The organism is Rhizobium sp. KNZ14-9A, assembly GCF_056755015.1.
On record NZ_JBPGXB010000001.1, the window covers coordinates 759,139 to 775,017 of the forward strand.

General features: G+C 56.9%; 15 protein-coding genes, 1 tRNA gene and 1 pseudogene. 8 read left to right on the top strand and 9 right to left on the bottom strand.

The annotated features are described in order from the left end of the window. Positions 1-63: 63 nt before the first annotated feature. The 4 genes from ACR9ZQ_RS03980 to ACR9ZQ_RS03995 are packed head-to-tail and all read right to left on the bottom strand — an operon-like array spanning position 64 to position 5,123. Positions 64-1,734 (bottom strand): dipeptide ABC transporter ATP-binding protein, encoded by a 1,671-nt coding sequence (locus ACR9ZQ_RS03980; protein ID WP_481426916.1) that lies wholly within the window; start codon positions 1,732-1,734, stop codon positions 64-66. Then, positions 1,731-2,606 carry an ABC transporter permease gene (locus ACR9ZQ_RS03985; protein ID WP_481426917.1) on the bottom strand — a complete coding sequence of 292 codons (876 nt, stop codon included), beginning with the start codon at positions 2,604-2,606 and terminating at the stop codon, positions 1,731-1,733. Before ACR9ZQ_RS03985 ends, ACR9ZQ_RS03980 begins: the two co-directional genes overlap by 4 nt. 10 nt (positions 2,607-2,616) lie before the next feature. Next, on the bottom strand, positions 2,617-3,594 hold the full coding sequence (locus ACR9ZQ_RS03990; RefSeq protein WP_481426918.1) for an ABC transporter permease: 978 nt from the start codon (positions 3,592-3,594) through the stop codon (positions 2,617-2,619). Positions 3,595-3,599: 5 nt separating this feature from the next. Then, entirely contained in the window at positions 3,600-5,123 is a 1,524-nt protein-coding gene (locus ACR9ZQ_RS03995) for an ABC transporter substrate-binding protein (protein ID WP_481427276.1), read from the bottom strand. Positions 5,124-5,385: 262 nt separating this feature from the next. On the opposite strand from ACR9ZQ_RS03995, the gene ACR9ZQ_RS04000 reads away from it, so the two are divergent. Then, positions 5,386-5,601, top strand: a complete 216-nt coding sequence (locus ACR9ZQ_RS04000; protein ID WP_481426919.1) for a helix-turn-helix transcriptional regulator — start codon at positions 5,386-5,388, stop codon at positions 5,599-5,601. 62 nt (positions 5,602-5,663) lie between these two features. Here the strand turns inward: ACR9ZQ_RS04000 and ACR9ZQ_RS04005 are convergent, their stop codons facing one another. Beyond that, complete coding sequence (locus ACR9ZQ_RS04005; protein WP_481426920.1) at positions 5,664-6,152, bottom strand: hypothetical protein; 489 nt, start codon at positions 6,150-6,152, stop codon at positions 5,664-5,666. Positions 6,153-6,378: 226 nt separating this feature from the next. On the opposite strand from ACR9ZQ_RS04005, the gene ACR9ZQ_RS04010 reads away from it, so the two are divergent. The 4 genes from ACR9ZQ_RS04010 (at position 6,379) to ACR9ZQ_RS04025 (ending at position 8,538) form a co-directional block, all read left to right on the top strand. After that, positions 6,379-6,606 carry a helix-turn-helix domain-containing protein gene (locus tag ACR9ZQ_RS04010; protein WP_481426921.1) on the top strand — a complete coding sequence of 76 codons (228 nt, stop codon included), beginning with the start codon at positions 6,379-6,381 and terminating at the stop codon, positions 6,604-6,606. A gap of 262 nt (positions 6,607-6,868) precedes the next feature. Beyond that, positions 6,869-6,942: transfer RNA gene (locus tag ACR9ZQ_RS04015), tRNA-Met, on the top strand. A gap of 564 nt (positions 6,943-7,506) precedes the next feature. Then, positions 7,507-7,896, top strand: coding sequence for a transposase (locus tag ACR9ZQ_RS04020; RefSeq protein WP_481426922.1), 390 nt, complete (start codon positions 7,507-7,509; stop codon positions 7,894-7,896). A gap of 246 nt (positions 7,897-8,142) precedes the next feature. Beyond that, positions 8,143-8,538 (top strand): hypothetical protein, encoded by a 396-nt coding sequence (locus tag ACR9ZQ_RS04025; protein WP_481426923.1) that lies wholly within the window; start codon positions 8,143-8,145, stop codon positions 8,536-8,538. Between the two features lie 189 nt (positions 8,539-8,727). Here ACR9ZQ_RS04025 and ACR9ZQ_RS04030 read toward each other — a convergent pair. From ACR9ZQ_RS04030 to ACR9ZQ_RS04045, 4 genes and pseudogenes are all read right to left on the bottom strand, one after another. Beyond that, positions 8,728-9,550 (bottom strand): annotated as a pseudogene (locus ACR9ZQ_RS04030) (IS110 family transposase). A gap of 483 nt (positions 9,551-10,033) precedes the next feature. Then, a complete protein-coding gene (locus ACR9ZQ_RS04035) occupies positions 10,034-10,495 on the bottom strand; it encodes a 6-pyruvoyl trahydropterin synthase family protein (protein ID WP_481426924.1) in 462 nt (153 codons plus the stop codon). A gap of 1 nt (position 10,496) precedes the next feature. Continuing rightward, positions 10,497-11,177: a GTP cyclohydrolase I gene (folE, locus tag ACR9ZQ_RS04040; RefSeq protein WP_481426925.1), complete on the bottom strand. Its 681-nt coding sequence runs from the start codon at positions 11,175-11,177 to the stop codon at positions 10,497-10,499. Beyond that, positions 11,174-11,962, bottom strand: a complete 789-nt coding sequence (locus ACR9ZQ_RS04045) for a dienelactone hydrolase family protein (RefSeq protein ID WP_481426926.1) — start codon at positions 11,960-11,962, stop codon at positions 11,174-11,176. Before ACR9ZQ_RS04045 ends, folE begins: the two co-directional genes overlap by 4 nt. Before the next feature lie 424 nt (positions 11,963-12,386). Between ACR9ZQ_RS04045 and ACR9ZQ_RS04050 the strand changes: the two genes are divergently transcribed. The 3 genes from ACR9ZQ_RS04050 to ACR9ZQ_RS04060 are packed head-to-tail and all read left to right on the top strand — an operon-like array spanning position 12,387 to position 15,873. Then, a complete protein-coding gene (locus ACR9ZQ_RS04050; RefSeq protein ID WP_481426927.1) occupies positions 12,387-13,766 on the top strand; it encodes a phenylacetate--CoA ligase family protein in 1,380 nt (459 codons plus the stop codon). Further along, a complete protein-coding gene (locus ACR9ZQ_RS04055) occupies positions 13,748-15,109 on the top strand; it encodes a phenylacetate--CoA ligase family protein (protein ID WP_481426928.1) in 1,362 nt (453 codons plus the stop codon). The genes ACR9ZQ_RS04050 and ACR9ZQ_RS04055 overlap by 19 nt, the downstream gene beginning before the upstream one ends. Before the next feature lie 17 nt (positions 15,110-15,126). Further along, positions 15,127-15,873: an amidohydrolase family protein gene (locus ACR9ZQ_RS04060; protein ID WP_481426929.1), complete on the top strand. Its 747-nt coding sequence runs from the start codon at positions 15,127-15,129 to the stop codon at positions 15,871-15,873. Positions 15,874-15,879 lie beyond the last annotated feature (6 nt).

Below are 15,879 nucleotides of genomic sequence, written 5' to 3' on the forward strand. Positions count from 1 at the left end.
TCGATCGGGCGGAAGTGGACGTCGCGGCGGCATGTGCGTTTGTGCGCCGCGACATGCGGTCCGTCAGACGACGAACCGGCTCGGTCGCGCGCCTATGAGATCGCGGGTGTAGGGATTTGCGGATCGCGTGAAGATGTCGTCGGCCGAGCCGGCGTCCTCGACCCTGCCATCCTTGAAGATGTAGACATCGCTGCAGAGGTCCTGCACCAAAGCGAGATCGTGCGAGATGAACAGCATCGAGATCTGGTCCTGCGCAACACTCTGCCTCAGAAGCGTGACGATCTCGGCCTGCACCGTGACGTCGAGCGCCGATGTCGGCTCGTCGGCAACGATGATGCTTGGCTTTGCGAGAAGGGCGCGGGCGATGCAGACACGCTGCTTCTGGCCACCGGAAAGCTGGTGGGGATGGCGCAAGAGCAGGGCGCGGGAAAGACCCAGCCGGTCCATCATCGATGTCACCGCCGATCGGCTGTCCTCCCGGCCGGCCCGCGCGCCGAACCTTGCGCTCTCCTGGAGGGTTTGGCCGATCGTCATCCGCGGATTGAGCGAGACGGCCGGATCCTGGAAGATCATCTGCACCCGTCCGAGGAGGCCAGTGCGCCAGCCGTTTCGAGACGCATCGAAGGTGATGCCATCGAGAACGACTGTTCCGGACGACGCCGTGTCCAGTCCGGCAATGATGCGGCCCATCGTCGTCTTGCCGCTGCCGCTTTCGCCGACAATGCCGGTAATGGTGCCGCGGGCGATCCGGATCGTCACATCCCGCAGCGCGGTTTTGCCACGATCGCCGGCGAGGCCCAACGGCACCCTTCGCCCCTCGAAGATCTTCGAGATTGCCTGTGCAGAGAGGATGTCGCCGCCGGCTGCCGGCGGCAGCGATGCGGCTGGCATTGCGCCTTCTTGCCCGGCGCGCGCAGGTGGCGAGGTGCGCAGCCGCGGCACTGCCGCCAGCAGGGCGCGCGTGTAGTCGTTGGAGGGTGCATCAAGGATCCTGGCCGTCGGTCCCGCCTCGACGACTATGCCGCCCCGCATCACCAGAACCCTGTCGGCGATCTCGGCGACGACGCCCATGTCGTGGGTGATCAGGACGATCGAGACACCGGTTTCGTCGACGAGGTCGCGCAGCAGCTTGAGAACCTGTTTCTGGACGGTCGCATCGAGGGCCGATGTCGGCTCGTCGGCGACAATGACGTCAGGAGATGCCGAAAGCGCGATGGCGATGACGATGCGCTGGCGCTGTCCGCCCGAGAACTGATGGGGATAGTCGGCATAGCGGCGGCCCGGCTCCGCAATTCCGACACGCGCCAAAAGCTCGATCGCCCGAGCCCGGGCCTGCCGCCGCGACAAGGAGGCATTCGCGGCAAGGATCGTCTCCTCGATCTGCCCGCCAACGCTCATCAGCGGGTCCAGCGAGGCCGTATGATCCTGGAAGACCGCCGATATCCGCCGACTTTCGTCGCCGCGCCGCTTGGCCCTATCCCCGGTGTCACCTGGTCCGCCAATGAAGCGGATCTCGCCGGCGGCCCGTTCGACCCCGGGCGCAAGCAGGCCGATCAGGGCGTTGCCGACCGTCGACTTGCCCGCCCCGGATTCACCGATGATGCCGAGGATCTCTCCGCGCCGCAGCGCGAAGCTCACGTCCTGAAGGATAGGTATCGGTCCTGCCGACGACCGATATTGAAGACTGAGGTTCTTGACCTCGAGGACAGTCTCATTCGCCGATGGATGGATCATAGTGCGCGGCTCCTCGGATCGAGGCGGCGTCTGATGTCCTCGCCGACGAGATTGATGCTGGCGATCAGAGCGAACAGCACGAGACCGGGAAAAAGGCTGATCCAGTATTGGCCGGTCAGAAGATACTGAAACCCGCTCGCCACGCTGGAACCGAGCGACGGCCTGTCGATCGGCACGCCGAGCCCGAGGAAGGAAAGCGTTGCCTCGAGTGCCACGGCGTGTCCGATCTCGATCGGGATCAGGGTCACCGCCGGCCCCATGCTGTTTGGAAGCAGATGCCGCAAGACGATCCTCGAGGACGGAAGCCGCATCAGATGGGCCGCATCCATGTAGGATTTCCTGGTTTCGCTGAGCGCGACGCCGCGCGCCACCCGCGCATAGGGCGCCCATTGAGCGATGATGAGCGCCAGGATGATGCGGTCGACACCCGGTCCGAGTGTCACGACGGCAATCAGCGCGATCATGATCGTCGGCAGGCTGAGCTGCAGGTCGACGATGCGCATGATCACGATGTCGGCCCATCCGCCGAGATAGGCGGCGCTGACACCGGCGCAAAGGCCGATAACGGCGGCGACCGCCGCGCTGGTGATAGAGACGGTGAGGCTGATGCGCAGCCCATAGGCAATGCTGCTCAGAATATCCCTCCCGAGCCCGTCCGTGCCGAGAAGGTAGACAAATCCACCGCTGCCCCGCGTGCCTGGGGGCGAAGACGCGTCCCATCCATAAAGCTGCAGGGGATCGTAGGGGTTTTGCGGGGCGAAGACCGGAGCGAGCAATGCGACGAGGACGAAGCTTGCCAGCACGATCCCGGAGAGGGTCAAGGCCGGCCGAGTGGCCTGCCACCGATATGCTCGGATGATGTGTGCTTTCATGAGGGTTCACCTATGTGGAGAGGCGCACGCGCGGGTCGAGCACGGCGTGGAAAAGATCGACGAGCGCGTTCAGCGCGACGAAGGCGACTGAGATGAAGGTCAGCGTCGCCATGACCACAGGGCGGTCGAGGAGCTGGATGGAATCGATCAGCAGCTTGCCGACGCCCGGCCAGGCAAAGATCGATTCCACCACCACGGCGAAGGCAAGCATGCCCCCGAACTGCAGGCCGATGATCGTGACGATGGGCACGGCGATGTTCGGCAGCGTGTGGCGCAGAAGGATCCGTCGGGCGGGCAGGCCCTTGGCGCGGCAGAAGCGCGAAAATTCCAGGCCCTGAGCCTCGATCGTGCCTGACCGGGCCAACCGTGCGATCAGCGCGATGTTCGGGATCGCGAGGGCAAGGGCAGGAAGGATCAGGTGCCAAATCCCATCTGCTGTTGCGACACTCCATTGGCCGCCGAGAAGGTCGGCCGTCGTCCCTCTGCCCCCCGAAGGAAACCAGCCCGTCAGGACGGCGCCGCCGAGGATCAGCATCATGGCGAGCCAGAAAGAGGGAAGACTGAGAGCGAAGACGCTGGTCCGCAGGATGATCCGGTCGAGCAGCGTTCCGGTGCGCCAGCCGGCGACGAGCCCGAGCCCCGTTCCCAGAGGTGCTGCGACCAGCATCGCGACGCAGGCGAGTTCGAGCGTCGCCGGCAGCTTGCTCAGCAGCAGCTCGGACGCCGGCAGGTGATAGATATAGGAGGTGCCGAAATTCCCGCCGATCACATTGCCGATGAAGACGAGGTATTGACGCCAGAGCGGCTGATCGAGCCCGAGCGCCACCGTGGCGCGCCGGATGTCCTCGGCGGTGGCCGTCTCGATGTTGACGACGTTGAAGACCGGGTTGCCGACGGCGTGGATGCCGGCAAACCCGATGACGGACATGACCGCAAGCAGGAGCAATGCCTGCGACAGCCTCCCAAGCGCCAGAGAGATCAAAGCCATCGGCGTTACTCCGTCACCGGGATCGTCTGCATCGCGGTCGTCCAGCCGCGCGGATGCATCACGTAGGATCCGACCTTCGGGCCGAAGCCGACGATGTGGTGGAAATGATAGAGGGGAATGATTGGCTGGTCGGCCATCACGAATTCTGTGGCAGTGGCAAGCGCCGCATCGCGCTCGGGACCGTCCTGCAAGCTTTCTGCCTTGGCGAGCATGCTATCGAAGGCGGCGTTGCGGTAATGGCCGAAGTTCAGGGCGCCGAGACCGCGCTTGGGATCTGGAGATGCGAGCAGGGCATCGAGAATGACGTCGACGGCCTCTCCGGAGCAGCCGCCGTACCAGATGCCATAATCGCCTGCGGCCCGCTTTGTGTTGAACACCGAGAAGGGGGCTGCGACCGGCTCCACGCTCACGCCGATACGCGCCCAGCTTTGCGCGACAGCCTGCAGGCTTTCGCCGTCGCCGGGGTAGCGGCCGGCAGGTCCTGCGAGCACGACCCTGAAACCGTCCGGGTAGCCCGCCTTCGCCAGAAGCGCCTTGGCCCCGTCGTAGTCGGGTGCCTCGGGATTGAGTGTCCGCGAGGTGCCGGGCAAGCCGTTTGGAAAGAACTGTGCGGCGGGCGTGCCGTAGCCCGACAGGATCTTGTCGACCAGCACCGAGCGATCTGTTGCCATCGCCAGAGCCCGCCGCACGCGCGGATCCTTGAAGGGATTGCCGATCGGCTCTCCCGATTTCGTGGTGATACCAGGTGCCGTGTCGCTTGCCACGTCGAATTGCAGGAAATTGACGCGGGCGGCCCCGATGCTTTCGACCTTCACGCCACGCTGCTTCAGCGACTTGACATCGCGTGCGGGGATGGAATCGGCAAGATCGACGTCGCCGGTCGTCAGCGCGGCGACGCGGGCCGCCGGGCTCTCGATGATCCGGAAAAGGACGGCCGGCCAGGTGGGCATGCGGCCCCAATAGCCGTCGTTCCTGATGAGCTTCAGCGTCTCGCCCGAACTCCAGCTGTCGAACCTGTAGGGGCCGGTGCCGATCGGGACCGCGCCGCCATTGAGCTCCTCGGTGCTCTGGAAACCTTGCGCTGGCCGATGCATGACGAAGATCGAGGAGAAGGAGAGCGGCAGGTCGGGAACATTACCGTCAGTGTCGATGATAACCGTCAGCGGATCGGGCGCGGACACCGATTTGATGCCGCTGAGATACCCCCGAAAACCCTCTCCCGGCGGCTTGAGGAAAGTGCGGATGCGGTCGATCGAGTAGATCACGTCCTCGGCGGTGAACGGCGAGCCGTCATGAAACCGGACGCCCGGCCTGAGCTTGAACTCCCATTGCGTGTCCGATGGCGCGCGCCAAGAAACGGCAAGGCCGGGCGTCAGGGCGAGATGCTCGTCCTGATAGATCAGCCGTTCGTAGATTTGGGAGAGCAGCGAATTGTTCTCGTTGAGGTTTGCATACTGCGGATCAAGCGTCATCAGCTTGTAGGATGTCGCAATCCGCAGCTCTTCCTGTGCAGCGGCTGGTCCGGCCATGCCAACCAATAGCGCCGAGAGGGCGCCGGCCTGCGCTGCCAGTGTCAGCAGGATGGAAAACAGGAGCGGGCGGCGTCGAGTGGTCGATGTCATGATCTTGTTCCCTTTTTGAATTTTTGCCGCAGCCGCGCTTGCCGCGGTGAAGGCTCACCACGCTTTCGCGACCGGGTTTGGATGATGGTCTCGACACGAAGGTCGTAACTGCTGTGTTTGCGGTGTATACTCCGTCGTTGATTAGTCTGCAGAACGCCATGAGGTGCACATGATCCGGGACACCATCGCGCGGAATTTGAGACAGGCACGGCAGGCACGCGAACTCAGCCAGGAGCGACTGAGCTTTCTGGCGAATGTCGACCGTTCCTATGTCGGCTCGCTCGAGCGTCGCGAATACAATCCGACGGTCGAGATGCTGGAAAAGCTCGCAGCCCCGCTCGGAATTGAGGTCATCGACTTCTTCAAGACGGAGCCTGGTATATGAACGTCCGATGCTGCGCCCCAGTGAGGCCAGGATTGGGAGCCCGCCGCGCGACGATGGTGAGGCTAGCCGGTTCGCAGTTCTCGTTGGCTTTCCAACATCGTTTTCGGACGAAGGTTATCGCCGTCCGGCGACATGCCCATGTCGAGGTTCAGGAGATCGGTAAGGACAGTGCGGAGCTGCGGCCAGGGATATTCGTCATGGGTGGCGGAGGGCTGTCCCCTCACGAGGACGGCATGCAGCTTGGCGATCGTTCCGGTGAGGGCAAATGCAGGAGTTTCCCAGAGCCTTTCGGCGAGTGTCGCTTCGGTGTCGAACGCATGATCCTCGGCCTCCAGGGCCTCGTTGTGTTCGATGTCGTGGACGGTCGTCTCAGCCGCTTCGGTTGCTCGGTCGGACCAGCCGACTGCGGGAAACAGGTTTGCTTCCAGCTCCTGTTGACGCCGGCTGAGTTCCAGCGCGCCTTCCCGCGCTTCGCGCCATTGGGTCCAGAGCGAGAGAAGCGGGTCGTCGGAGGCAGCGACCGGGCATTTCGGCGTCAAAAAGTTGTGCATTCGAAATCGCGGCAGGGATGCCGCCACGGACAAATGAAACTCACCCCGCGTGACCGCGGGCAAAGTTCTGCTATTGTCGGAATCAGCCATGATCCGAGCTCCCTGAAAGCTTAGGTTGTGGTCAGGCTGGATCAGGTGCTCGTAACACCGGATCCAGCTGCTAGCAGTTCAACGCTATACAGGGCTATCTCAAGATGCGCAACCAAAATCACCATGGCATGGTGATATGAACGGAATTCAGTGTAAGTTAGCTCGTGTTGCGCTGGGGTGGGGAGTACTCGATCTTGCGAAAACCGCGGGCGTTTCAACGCAGACAATTACTCGTCTTGAAAAAGGCGAACAGCTGCGCTCAAGCACGTTGGAAAATATTCAGCGCGTTCTTGAAGACGCCGGCATTGAGTTTATTCCGGAGAATGGAGGTGGCGTTGGCGTTCGATTCAAGAGGCGAACTTGAGACATTAGGCTCGGGTTCCACGTCTCAACGTTGGCGATGTGAAATCTGATAAAACGACAGCATAGTTGGCAATGCCCTAAAGCGAAACCGAGGGCTGATCGACGAGAAACTTGGCGACGAGGTTTTTGCCGAGGCGAAGAGGATAAGGTTTGCTCCAGCAACAGAAGCGCTTGGAAAAAAAGAGGGAGTGTAATGCGCTATAGACGCGAAAAAAGCAGCGTCGATCATGATGTTAAATGACCGTAACCCTGAAATTCGATCTGGCGAAGGTTCTGTTTGTAAGACACAGGAATCATAATCCTTGTGTCGGGGGTTCAAATCCCTCCTCCGCTACCAACAAAACAGACGACAAGTCTGGGCCGGTAATTCCTTCCAGCCATCCCTTAATCTCATAGTGGTAGGCCTCGCCCGGTTTGCGCCGGGAAACGACGATACCATATCATCCGGGGACGATGGCCAGTTCTCCCTGACCTATCTGATCACGAAATTCGACGAGGGCCTATCGAAGATCCGCTAGGCCGGCAAACTCGCCATTGTCGTAAAGGTACCATACCGCGGTGATTGGCCTGCAGGTGACGACCGCCATGCCAAGCGTATCGCGTTCAACGCATGGATCGCCTCGCAGGCCACCCGCAACGGCATCGTGGCAGTTCTCGATCTCGACACGGTGCTTGCGCCTGGGGGCGTCCCTGATACGAGCATGTATCTGGACGACAAGATACACCAAAGCCCGAAAGGCGCTCGTGCAATCGGCGAGGATATTTTTCTTCGGTCATTCAAAGCCTGTTTTCTGCCGGAACCTTCATCGACCGTAAGCGGGTAGGTGATCCCACGTAGCGCGTTTGTCGTTGGACGCTCATTTTCTGCATGAGTCGTGCGGAGAGTCCTACGAGTGACAAGATGAATCAGGTTCGGACATTCGAGGTTTTGACGGCAAGGCCGTCGCGACGTTCGCCGCGGCATTGGTCTGATGACGAGAAGGCGCGGCTTGTGGCGGAAGCGGTTTCGGCGGGAGGGACAGTGGCGGAGGTTGCACGCGCCTATGAACTGGACGTGTCGCAACTTTATGCGTGGCGCAGGAAGGCGCTCTCCTCGGGAACGCTGGCGCCGCTAACGGCGCCTTTGGGCGGTCGAACCATGTCGGAAAGTGAGCCGGTCAAGTTCACGCGCTTTGAGGCAGGCGGCAGTGCGACGGTGGAGATCGTGCTGGGTGATGTCGTTGTACGGGTGCGCGGGGACATCGATCCGGATCAGTTGGCGGGGATTATCGGCGCGGTGCGCAAGGCATGATCGCTTCCGGCGTTGTGGTCTACGTGTCATGCCAGCCGGTAGACTTCCGCAAGGGAGCCGCATCCTTGATGGCGCTGGTGCGCGATGGTGGCCTAGACCCGTTCTTATGTGCCGGGCGAGATTATGTGGCGGATCTGTCCCTGCGCCGGCCGAGGCCCGTCTAATCTGGAATTCTTCGCCACATAATATTTCGTGCCTCTTGGGATGGGTGCGGGATCCCCCCGCGCCGCTATTCGGAGGGACAACATGCTCGAGTTCTATTTTTCGTATCGTGGGGTGCTCAAGCGCCTGCGTAGTGGTGCGCTTGGTGGCGAGATGGATCGCCTCGCGGAGCATTTTTTCGCGCTCGGTTATAAGCGAGCGTCCGCCAAGATTTATCTGAGCCGGATTGCGCGTTTTAGCCAGTTTGCCTTGACGCGCTGTGGTTCGATGCCGATCCATCAAGATGTCATCGACAGCTATTTGGGCGCGTTTACTACTGATACTCCGCGCATTGGGGCAGTATCGGCTCTGGCACATGCACGGCGAGTGGCTCCGGCGTGTGTGGATGCCCCCGGTTTGGCAAGAAGATTTTTTTACGGCTTTCCGCGAACGAGGAATTCTATCGGTCGTGTGTCAGGCCTCTCTATGTGGCCTGAGTAGCCACGGGCCGGGATGCAGTTCGAAGAACAGGGGCCACATCGGTTCAGAGAGCTTTGTGCTCGAGCGCCGGGACTGGTTTACCCCATTCTGAACATTGAAGTCCTTTCCGCATCTTTCCGTCAGTCGATCTTCTCACCGAGGCTGTTAGCCCCAGGCATCGCCGCATTGCCTTTCGAGAAAGGCAGCGGATCACGCCATTCTGTAATTCTGCTCCCTCGTCATCATTGCCCATATCACGCGAGCCATCTTGTTGGCGAGCGCGACAGCCGCGACCATTCGAGGCTTTCGGCCCAGAATGTCTCCTAGCCAGTTGTCCGGCAACACGCCCTTGCGCACGATCCAGCGGATCAGGCTCATGGCTCCGACGATGAGCAGTTTGCGGATATCCGTCTGTCCCATCTTACTGACGCCGCCCAGCCGCGTCTTTCCTCCCGTGGAGTGCTGCCGGGGCACGAGGCCGAGCCAAGCGGCAAAATTCCGGCCACTTTTGAAAGCACGCAGATCGGGAGCAAACGCGAGGATTGCTCCCGCCGTCACAGGCCCAACGCCGGGAACGGTGCAAAGTCGACGCATCTCTTCATTCGCCTTGGTGGCAGGCGTTGATGAGCTGGGTGCGCTGCCGCACAAAGCACTGGTGAGTACGAAATGCCACAGCCCGAGCCTGATGTTCGGCGCTCTTAACCTCGACATAATGCATGTTTGGACGCTGCGCAGCCTCCGCGATCGCCGCTGCATCGGCTGCATCATTCTTCTGCCGTTTGACGAACGGCTTCACGTAGATCGGCGGGATCAGTCGCACGTTGTGGCCACAGCTTTGCGCCAGCCGGCCCCAGAAATGACTGGTAGCACAGGCCTCCATCGCGACGATGCACGGCGGCTGCTCGTTCAAAAACTGCTGCAAACGAGCTCGCGAAAGAACCCGGTTGAATAGAACCGCCCCGCCGCGATCCGTTGCACAGACCTGGAAGCTCCGCTTTGCAAGGTCGATCGCAAGGATATGTATTGCTGTCATCTGCCTCTCCTTCGTGAGCGCCACAACGACGCTGAGCGGGCATCATACGCTGACGCCGGCCGAAGGGGGCATCCACCCCATCAGTTCAATCTGTTTTTTCAGGCTGTCTCGGCACTATCTAATATGGGCAATTGAGAGTGCCCCCGCCGCCATGCGAGCGGCGACAAAACAGTTCTAGTTCTCCTTTCGAACTCGAAGGATTTAGGAGGGTGATCCTCATTGAGGAATGCGCTGAGCTGAGCATGAAATGCGCTTGCGCTTTGCCAAATCCCTACAGTTACGAAAGCGCTGTAGTCCGCACATGTCCTAAAGCTACTGGTAATCCAAGGCAGGTCCGCGGAATCAACTATCTCGTTGATGAATTCGGCTATTAGACTTCCTCGCTCCATAACCGGCATTAGTTGTTTCCAACAATGCAGGAATGCCGAAGTATGTGCGTCATCCGGTCGAATTTTCCAAAATACGAGTATGAAAACGAGACCATCAGACATCTGGTTGCCCTTCAAATATCGCCGAATTTCCCACGTGCTCTTGTACTTCTACGCTCTCCACCCAAACCCTTCCTCGAGTGGCCTGTGAGACGTAATCTTTCGCAAAATCATATACATACTTCGCTACAGCCTCACATCCCACTGCAGGTAGGATGCGCAGATCTACGATCCCTTGCTCTTGTAAGCGACTAAACGTTGCGAGATGTGGGTCATCTTCGGCGACTAGCATTGTGTGATCAAAATTCTTGTGCAGCCAGTTCCTGACTTCCTTTAGGCCTCCAAAGTCGAGGCACCAATTATTTTCATCCAAATGGTGAGTGGCAAAAACAAACTTGAAGGAAAGCGCATAGCCATGCATATATTTACAGTGAGAATGTTCCGCCTTCCATTGACGAAACACGCAGCTTAATCCTTCAGTTTGGCTGTAAAATTTCGTCGAGCGATAGATCGTCAAACTATAACGCCCCCATCGTTGTACACTCCTGAAGAAACTCATTTCGAAGTCCTAAGTCAGACTCTAATGTCCCGTAGTATGCTGTACTGACCATTCGGCCGTTGTGCGAAGATTTGACCCCTCTATGTGTTTTGCACATGTGAACTGCGCTAATTCGAACAGCTAATCCAGCAGGTTCCGTACGATCCACGATAAAGTCGCGAATTTGGTTCACGAGCTCTTCCTGGATTTGAAGGCGAGCGGCAAAAAAATTTACAACCCGATCGTATTTCGAGAGCCCTATTATGCTGCCGGTCTTGGATGGAATGATTCCAATAAATGCATGACCATAGATCGGCATGAGGTGATGTGCGCATGTCGATCGTACATCGATGGGTCCCGTCACGATCAGGGAATGAAAACTCGTTACGTTTTCGAACTCCGTGATTTTTGGGGGCGCAGTATATCGTCCTTCCAGGGTCTCGCAGACAAGCATACGTGCAAATCGGGAAGGAGTATCGCGTGTATTGTGGTCATTGTGATGATCAATCTTAAGTACGTCGAATAATTCCCTTACTTTTGTTGCGGCCTCCTCAATCATTCGCTCGCGATCCTCGTTGTTGTCGATGGGAATATTCGCGTTTCCGACTGTCGATTGTTCTGTCAATTCAGCAATTTTTGAAAAAGCCCGGTCTGTGATCATTCTTTCTCCTGTTCGATGGGAGTAGCATGCTCGACAAAGAATTGAAGGGTTTTGTCCCAGGCATACGCCGAAGGCCCGAACCTAGGGTCGCGTTCGTCGAAACAAAGAAACGAATGCCCAACATTCTTAATAACTATCGCTTCAAAATGCGCGGCACTACTTCTCAACGCGTCTTCCAGTTCGGCAACCGTGCTGAGCGGTACGCGCTGCTCGTCTTCACCCCAAAAACCTAGAATTGGGCATCGAACTGATGGAGCGTGATCGACCACGATGAACGGCGCTTTTTCAGTTGGCGGCCTCCGGGCAGGAAAGCCATAGTAAACCACTGCGCCAGCGAGCTGCCGGATGGTCGCGAGCATCATGGCCAGTGTGCCACCGACGCTAAAGCCCATGGCGAAGGGTGGCGTGGTCTTTGCATCCGCGACAAAGAGTTCGTCGAATAGGGTCTCGATGTCTGCAAGCGCTTGTCGCTGATCTAGGGTGGATAGTCGCGCCATTGCTCTGTCAACGTCGCCATCAGCAACAGGATGGTGTCGGCTAAAGAGTTCCGGCACTGCCACGAGGTATCCGGCGGCTGCAAGTCGCTTGCCTAAGAGCCGGTAGAAGACGCTTCTTCCGAACACATCGGGAATAAGGATTACTTTCGCTAGCGGGCGATCCGTTGGTCGAAACAGAGAGTAGTACAATTCGCCCCGTGGACTGAGTATCGTGCAAAATGTCTCGTCTACACCCTCACCAAGAGGTCCGCTCGCAAGGCCAATGGTGTGCGCTATCTCTCGTTGCAAAACACCCTCACCGAAATTGTCAAAGTCTCACTGAAACGAAGCATAATCGTTGCCTTCGAAAAAAGCAACCCATACGAGCTTGTGCACTGCACAGAAACCTGAGAGAGTCATTTTTGGCGATGCGGAGACAATGATGGTAAATTTGGTCCGATCGAGCAGAGTGCGACCAAAAGGGGTGAACTGCATCACTATGATGTAAAAAAGTCGCAATAACAGTTAGATAGATTTGAACGAGGTGTCACAAAATTGATATCTAGAGCGCCGAGTCCTTTTGTAACTGTGTTTTCAGGTAGAGAGATGTGTTAAATCTCCACCACTGGTTGACAGTATCGCGATGGTGGTTTATATATATACTAAGTGCACGTAATAGTTGATTATTTTTGCGAAGTCTTTTAAATGAACCCGAGCTTTAGGGAGGCGGAATTTGATCGATGCATTCGTGAATGGCAACCTGGGCGAGCAGTCAACTCAGCTTTTTGCTCGAGACTTTCTGATGAGCCGGCCCGAGCTCGTCGATAGCCTCACGCAGGCCCTCGCAAGAGCGTACAGTACCGTTCCCTTTTACCAGCGACTTCTGCGGAAGCGTGTCGGCGGGCGGGGAATAGACGCCGCACTTGTTCAGGAGGAATTCTTTTCTCTTCCGCTGTCCTCAAAGGAAGATGTAGTGCGAAACCACCCGTTCGGATTTTTGGGCGTGAGCAAGAAAGAGGTCCTGCTGTACTGCGAATCCTCAGGCACTACAGGCGATACTGTTCACAGTACCAGATCTGCCTCATACTTTACGCAAAACGATGTCGACCGTGACGCAAAACGTCGGTTCGCGGCCACTCTAAATGTCGGAGCGGACGACACGGTAGTGGTCGCATTACCCTACGCGCTGACTAGCTCTGGCATTGGTTTTCATCAAGCATGCTATAGTGCTGGTGCGACTGTTGTAGCCGCAGATAGCGGTAACTTGCTGAGCAGTCCCGCAAAACACCTAGATATTCTCCGCGAACTTAAAGCGTCGATATTTGTTACCTCTCTTCCTCTGCTCTACAGTACGCTGTTGCGAATGGAAGATCGATGCCCGTCCTCCGAGTTCACGGATCTTCGCGCGATTGTTCTTTGCGGGCTCCCTACGCTGACAAATGGGCGGCGCAAAATCGCACGCGAATTTGGTGTCGAAGTTTACAATTGCTATGGGCTCTCGGAGTTCGGCGCGACGTCTTGGACTTGTAGTTGTGGTTATGACCACATCTACGACAATGACTTCTTTTTTGAGTGCATCGATCCTAGAACGGCTCAGAATGTCGGGGACGGGATCGGCGGAGAAATCGTCATCACTACGTTGACGAGGCAAGCGTCACCAAAGATCAGATATCGGACGGGTGACTTCGGCATAGTACGACATTCGAGGTGCGCCTGCGGAGAGACTTCGCCGCGAATAGAGATACGGGGTCGTCTCCGAGATGCTGCATTATTTGGCGAACGTCATCGATTGCCGATAGATTTCGAAGAGATACTTTACTCATTCGAGGAAACGTCTGGATTGTACTCTCTTCGGTACGGCAAGGACGAGAACGAGACCGGAATAAAGGTCTCCGTGGTCGTTGATGTCCTCGATCCGAACAATCGTGCTCTTGAATCCGCGATAAAGCACAAGATATCGGAACAGCTTGGTTGGAAATGCGATGTCCAACTAGTCAGGACCGGCGCATCTCAGCCGCAGCTACTGGATCAACAAAAATACTCGATGGTTCGAAACGTTAAGACAGCTTTGTTTGACGATGAAAGGCCCCAGGAATGGCTGGTGACATATTAGCGTCTATCAATGCGGAAAAAGACAAGAATTTCAAAACACTACTATCGCGCCTAACGAAATACTCAGACTTTTATCGGCAAAAGCTTTCACATGTGCCTGGACTCGGCACTGTCTCGCTCAGCCAGATCTCAATATTGCCTTTTACCGACAGAGCAGAGTTGATTTCGATAGGACCGTTCGGAGGGCTTTGCACGGATCTGGAGGAGACGCCTGTATATTTCGAGTCGACCGGTACAAGCGGGGATTATCTACCTGGTTTCCCCGACCTTTCGCTAGAAAAGGCGAAAAGTTTCGGCGAATTCCTTGATCAGCATATGAATCTAAGAAGTCACGGAATTTCCATAGCAGCGGTTGCGTTAGCGTTCGAAATGAATCCAACGGGAATCCGGTTCCTAAACGCCCTGCCATTTGCTGGCGTGGTTCCCGTGCCTTGTGGGGTACGCTCCACAATCTGCCCTCCCGAGAGAACTATTGATATCATGAGGCGACTTCGCGTTCAGGCGATTTTTTCACGCCCGTTCGAAGTATTGCGGTTAGCTGATGCACTGCCCGAGATGGGGATCAATGTGCGGGACATGGCGGTCGAGAAGGTTTTCGTGCTGGGGGAAACGGTTTCTCGTAGCAAGCTTCAACGAATTCGGGACGCTTGGGACCGTGCCGATGTCTATGGGCATTACGGCTTAACTGAGGTCGATAGCGGCTTAATTCTATGTTCGATCGGCTATTATCATGAACCTGCTTCACCGCACCTATTCGTTGAATTGGTGCCTACTAATGAGGCTTCTGATGACGATGGGAGGGGGTGGGGTGAGATTGTTCTCACAACACTTCGGAAGTCTCCAGCGCCAGTGTTGCGGTATCGGACCGGGGATGTAGCACGGCGGGTTTCAGGTTACTGCAGATGCGGTCAACTGACGCCGCACTATGAAATTCGGGGAAGAATTTCCGACGCTTACCGAACAGCCGACGCTGTTATCTACCCGGTCGATTTGGAAGAAATCGTTCTTGGAGACGAGGCAATCGGTAATGAGTACCAGCTTATCATTGGCATCGATGGGCGCATAACAGTGGCATGCGAGCGAAACGTGAACTCTAAAGAACGGTTAGGAGTGATTGCCCAAAGAGTGCAGGCCAAGATACGGAATACTCTGGCAGTTGATGTCATTGTGAATGTGGTTGAGTATGCCGGACTGGCAGATAAGTTGGGCATCGCACGGGCCAAAAGCTGTAGATTTCTCAATCTCACTAAGATCAGCGCAGACGTTGTTGATAGGGAAATACAACTGAACGTCGTTGACCGCGGGCCTCTACGTTCAGCGGTCGGCAAAACCCTTTCCATATAGGGCTGCGGAGAACAAAGATGGTCATCGACGCTCACTGTCATTTGCCACCTGAAAATGCCGCTCTTGAAGCGCTCCTAAATCTCATGGACGAATATGCCATTGAGAAAACAGTCGTTGTTCCAGGCGGTTTCATCCCTGAAGTCGGGTTGGCAGATTTTCTGCGAGGGCGGATTTCAATACGCCAGAGCGATGAGCCTAACAGGTTCGTTTCAGAGGCCATTACGCGGCATGGCGATCGCATGTTTGGATTCTTCCACGTAGACCCCGGATATCACACCAGAGAAGATTTAGAAGCTGCGACTCAAGCGGGATTCGTCGGTTTCAAGTTTAGTCCCATTGTAGATCGGGTCGCGTTCACTAGTCCGGATACGCTCGAGCTCTGCGAGTATATTCAATCAGTAAGTGCGCCTCTATACACGCATGTCGTACTGAATCCTCAGGCCTCACTTGAGGAGTTGGATGTTATCCTTAAAGCCTTCCCGCATCTAAATGTTATGCTCGGCCACATGGGGTACGCGTCGAGCGATCGCTCGGCGATTGAACTGGCAAAGCAGCGTTCGAATCTCTTCCTAGAAACCTCAGTTGGTTCTTTCTCGGCAATCCGGGAAGCTGTGCACAGGGTCGGTGAAAGCAAAATTATCTTTGGTTCTGAGGGACCTTCACATCATCCTGGCGTAGAACTTAGGAAGATAGAACTATTACGTCTATCGTCGAAAGCATTTGAGCGCATTACTCGTGTGAATATATTGGAACTGATCTCTTAGGATATA

Bases quoted from the DNA above. Each gene is read 5' to 3' on its own strand.
- ACR9ZQ_RS04010 (WP_481426921.1), top strand. From the start codon at position 6,379: ATGAACGGAATTCAGTGTAAGTTAGCTCGTGTTGCGCTGGGGTGGGGA.
- ACR9ZQ_RS04000 (WP_481426919.1), top strand. From the start codon at position 5,386: ATGATCCGGGACACCATCGCGCGGAATTTGAGACAGGCACGGCAGGCA.
- ACR9ZQ_RS04005 (WP_481426920.1), bottom strand. From the start codon at position 6,152: ATGCACAACTTTTTGACGCCGAAATGCCCGGTCGCTGCCTCCGACGAC.
- ACR9ZQ_RS04055 (WP_481426928.1), top strand. From the start codon at position 13,748: ATGGCTGGTGACATATTAGCGTCTATCAATGCGGAAAAAGACAAGAAT.
- ACR9ZQ_RS04020 (WP_481426922.1), top strand. From the start codon at position 7,507: ATGAATCAGGTTCGGACATTCGAGGTTTTGACGGCAAGGCCGTCGCGA.
- ACR9ZQ_RS04060 (WP_481426929.1), top strand. From the start codon at position 15,127: ATGGTCATCGACGCTCACTGTCATTTGCCACCTGAAAATGCCGCTCTT.
- ACR9ZQ_RS04025 (WP_481426923.1), top strand. From the start codon at position 8,143: ATGCTCGAGTTCTATTTTTCGTATCGTGGGGTGCTCAAGCGCCTGCGT.
- ACR9ZQ_RS03990 (WP_481426918.1), bottom strand. From the start codon at position 3,594: ATGGCTTTGATCTCTCTGGCGCTTGGGAGGCTGTCGCAGGCATTGCTC.
- ACR9ZQ_RS03995 (WP_481427276.1), bottom strand. From the start codon at position 5,123: ATGGCCGGACCAGCCGCTGCACAGGAAGAGCTGCGGATTGCGACATCC.
- ACR9ZQ_RS03985 (WP_481426917.1), bottom strand. From the start codon at position 2,606: ATGAAAGCACACATCATCCGAGCATATCGGTGGCAGGCCACTCGGCCG.
- ACR9ZQ_RS03980 (WP_481426916.1), bottom strand. From the start codon at position 1,734: ATGATCCATCCATCGGCGAATGAGACTGTCCTCGAGGTCAAGAACCTC.
- folE (WP_481426925.1), bottom strand. From the start codon at position 11,177: ATGATCACAGACCGGGCTTTTTCAAAAATTGCTGAATTGACAGAACAA.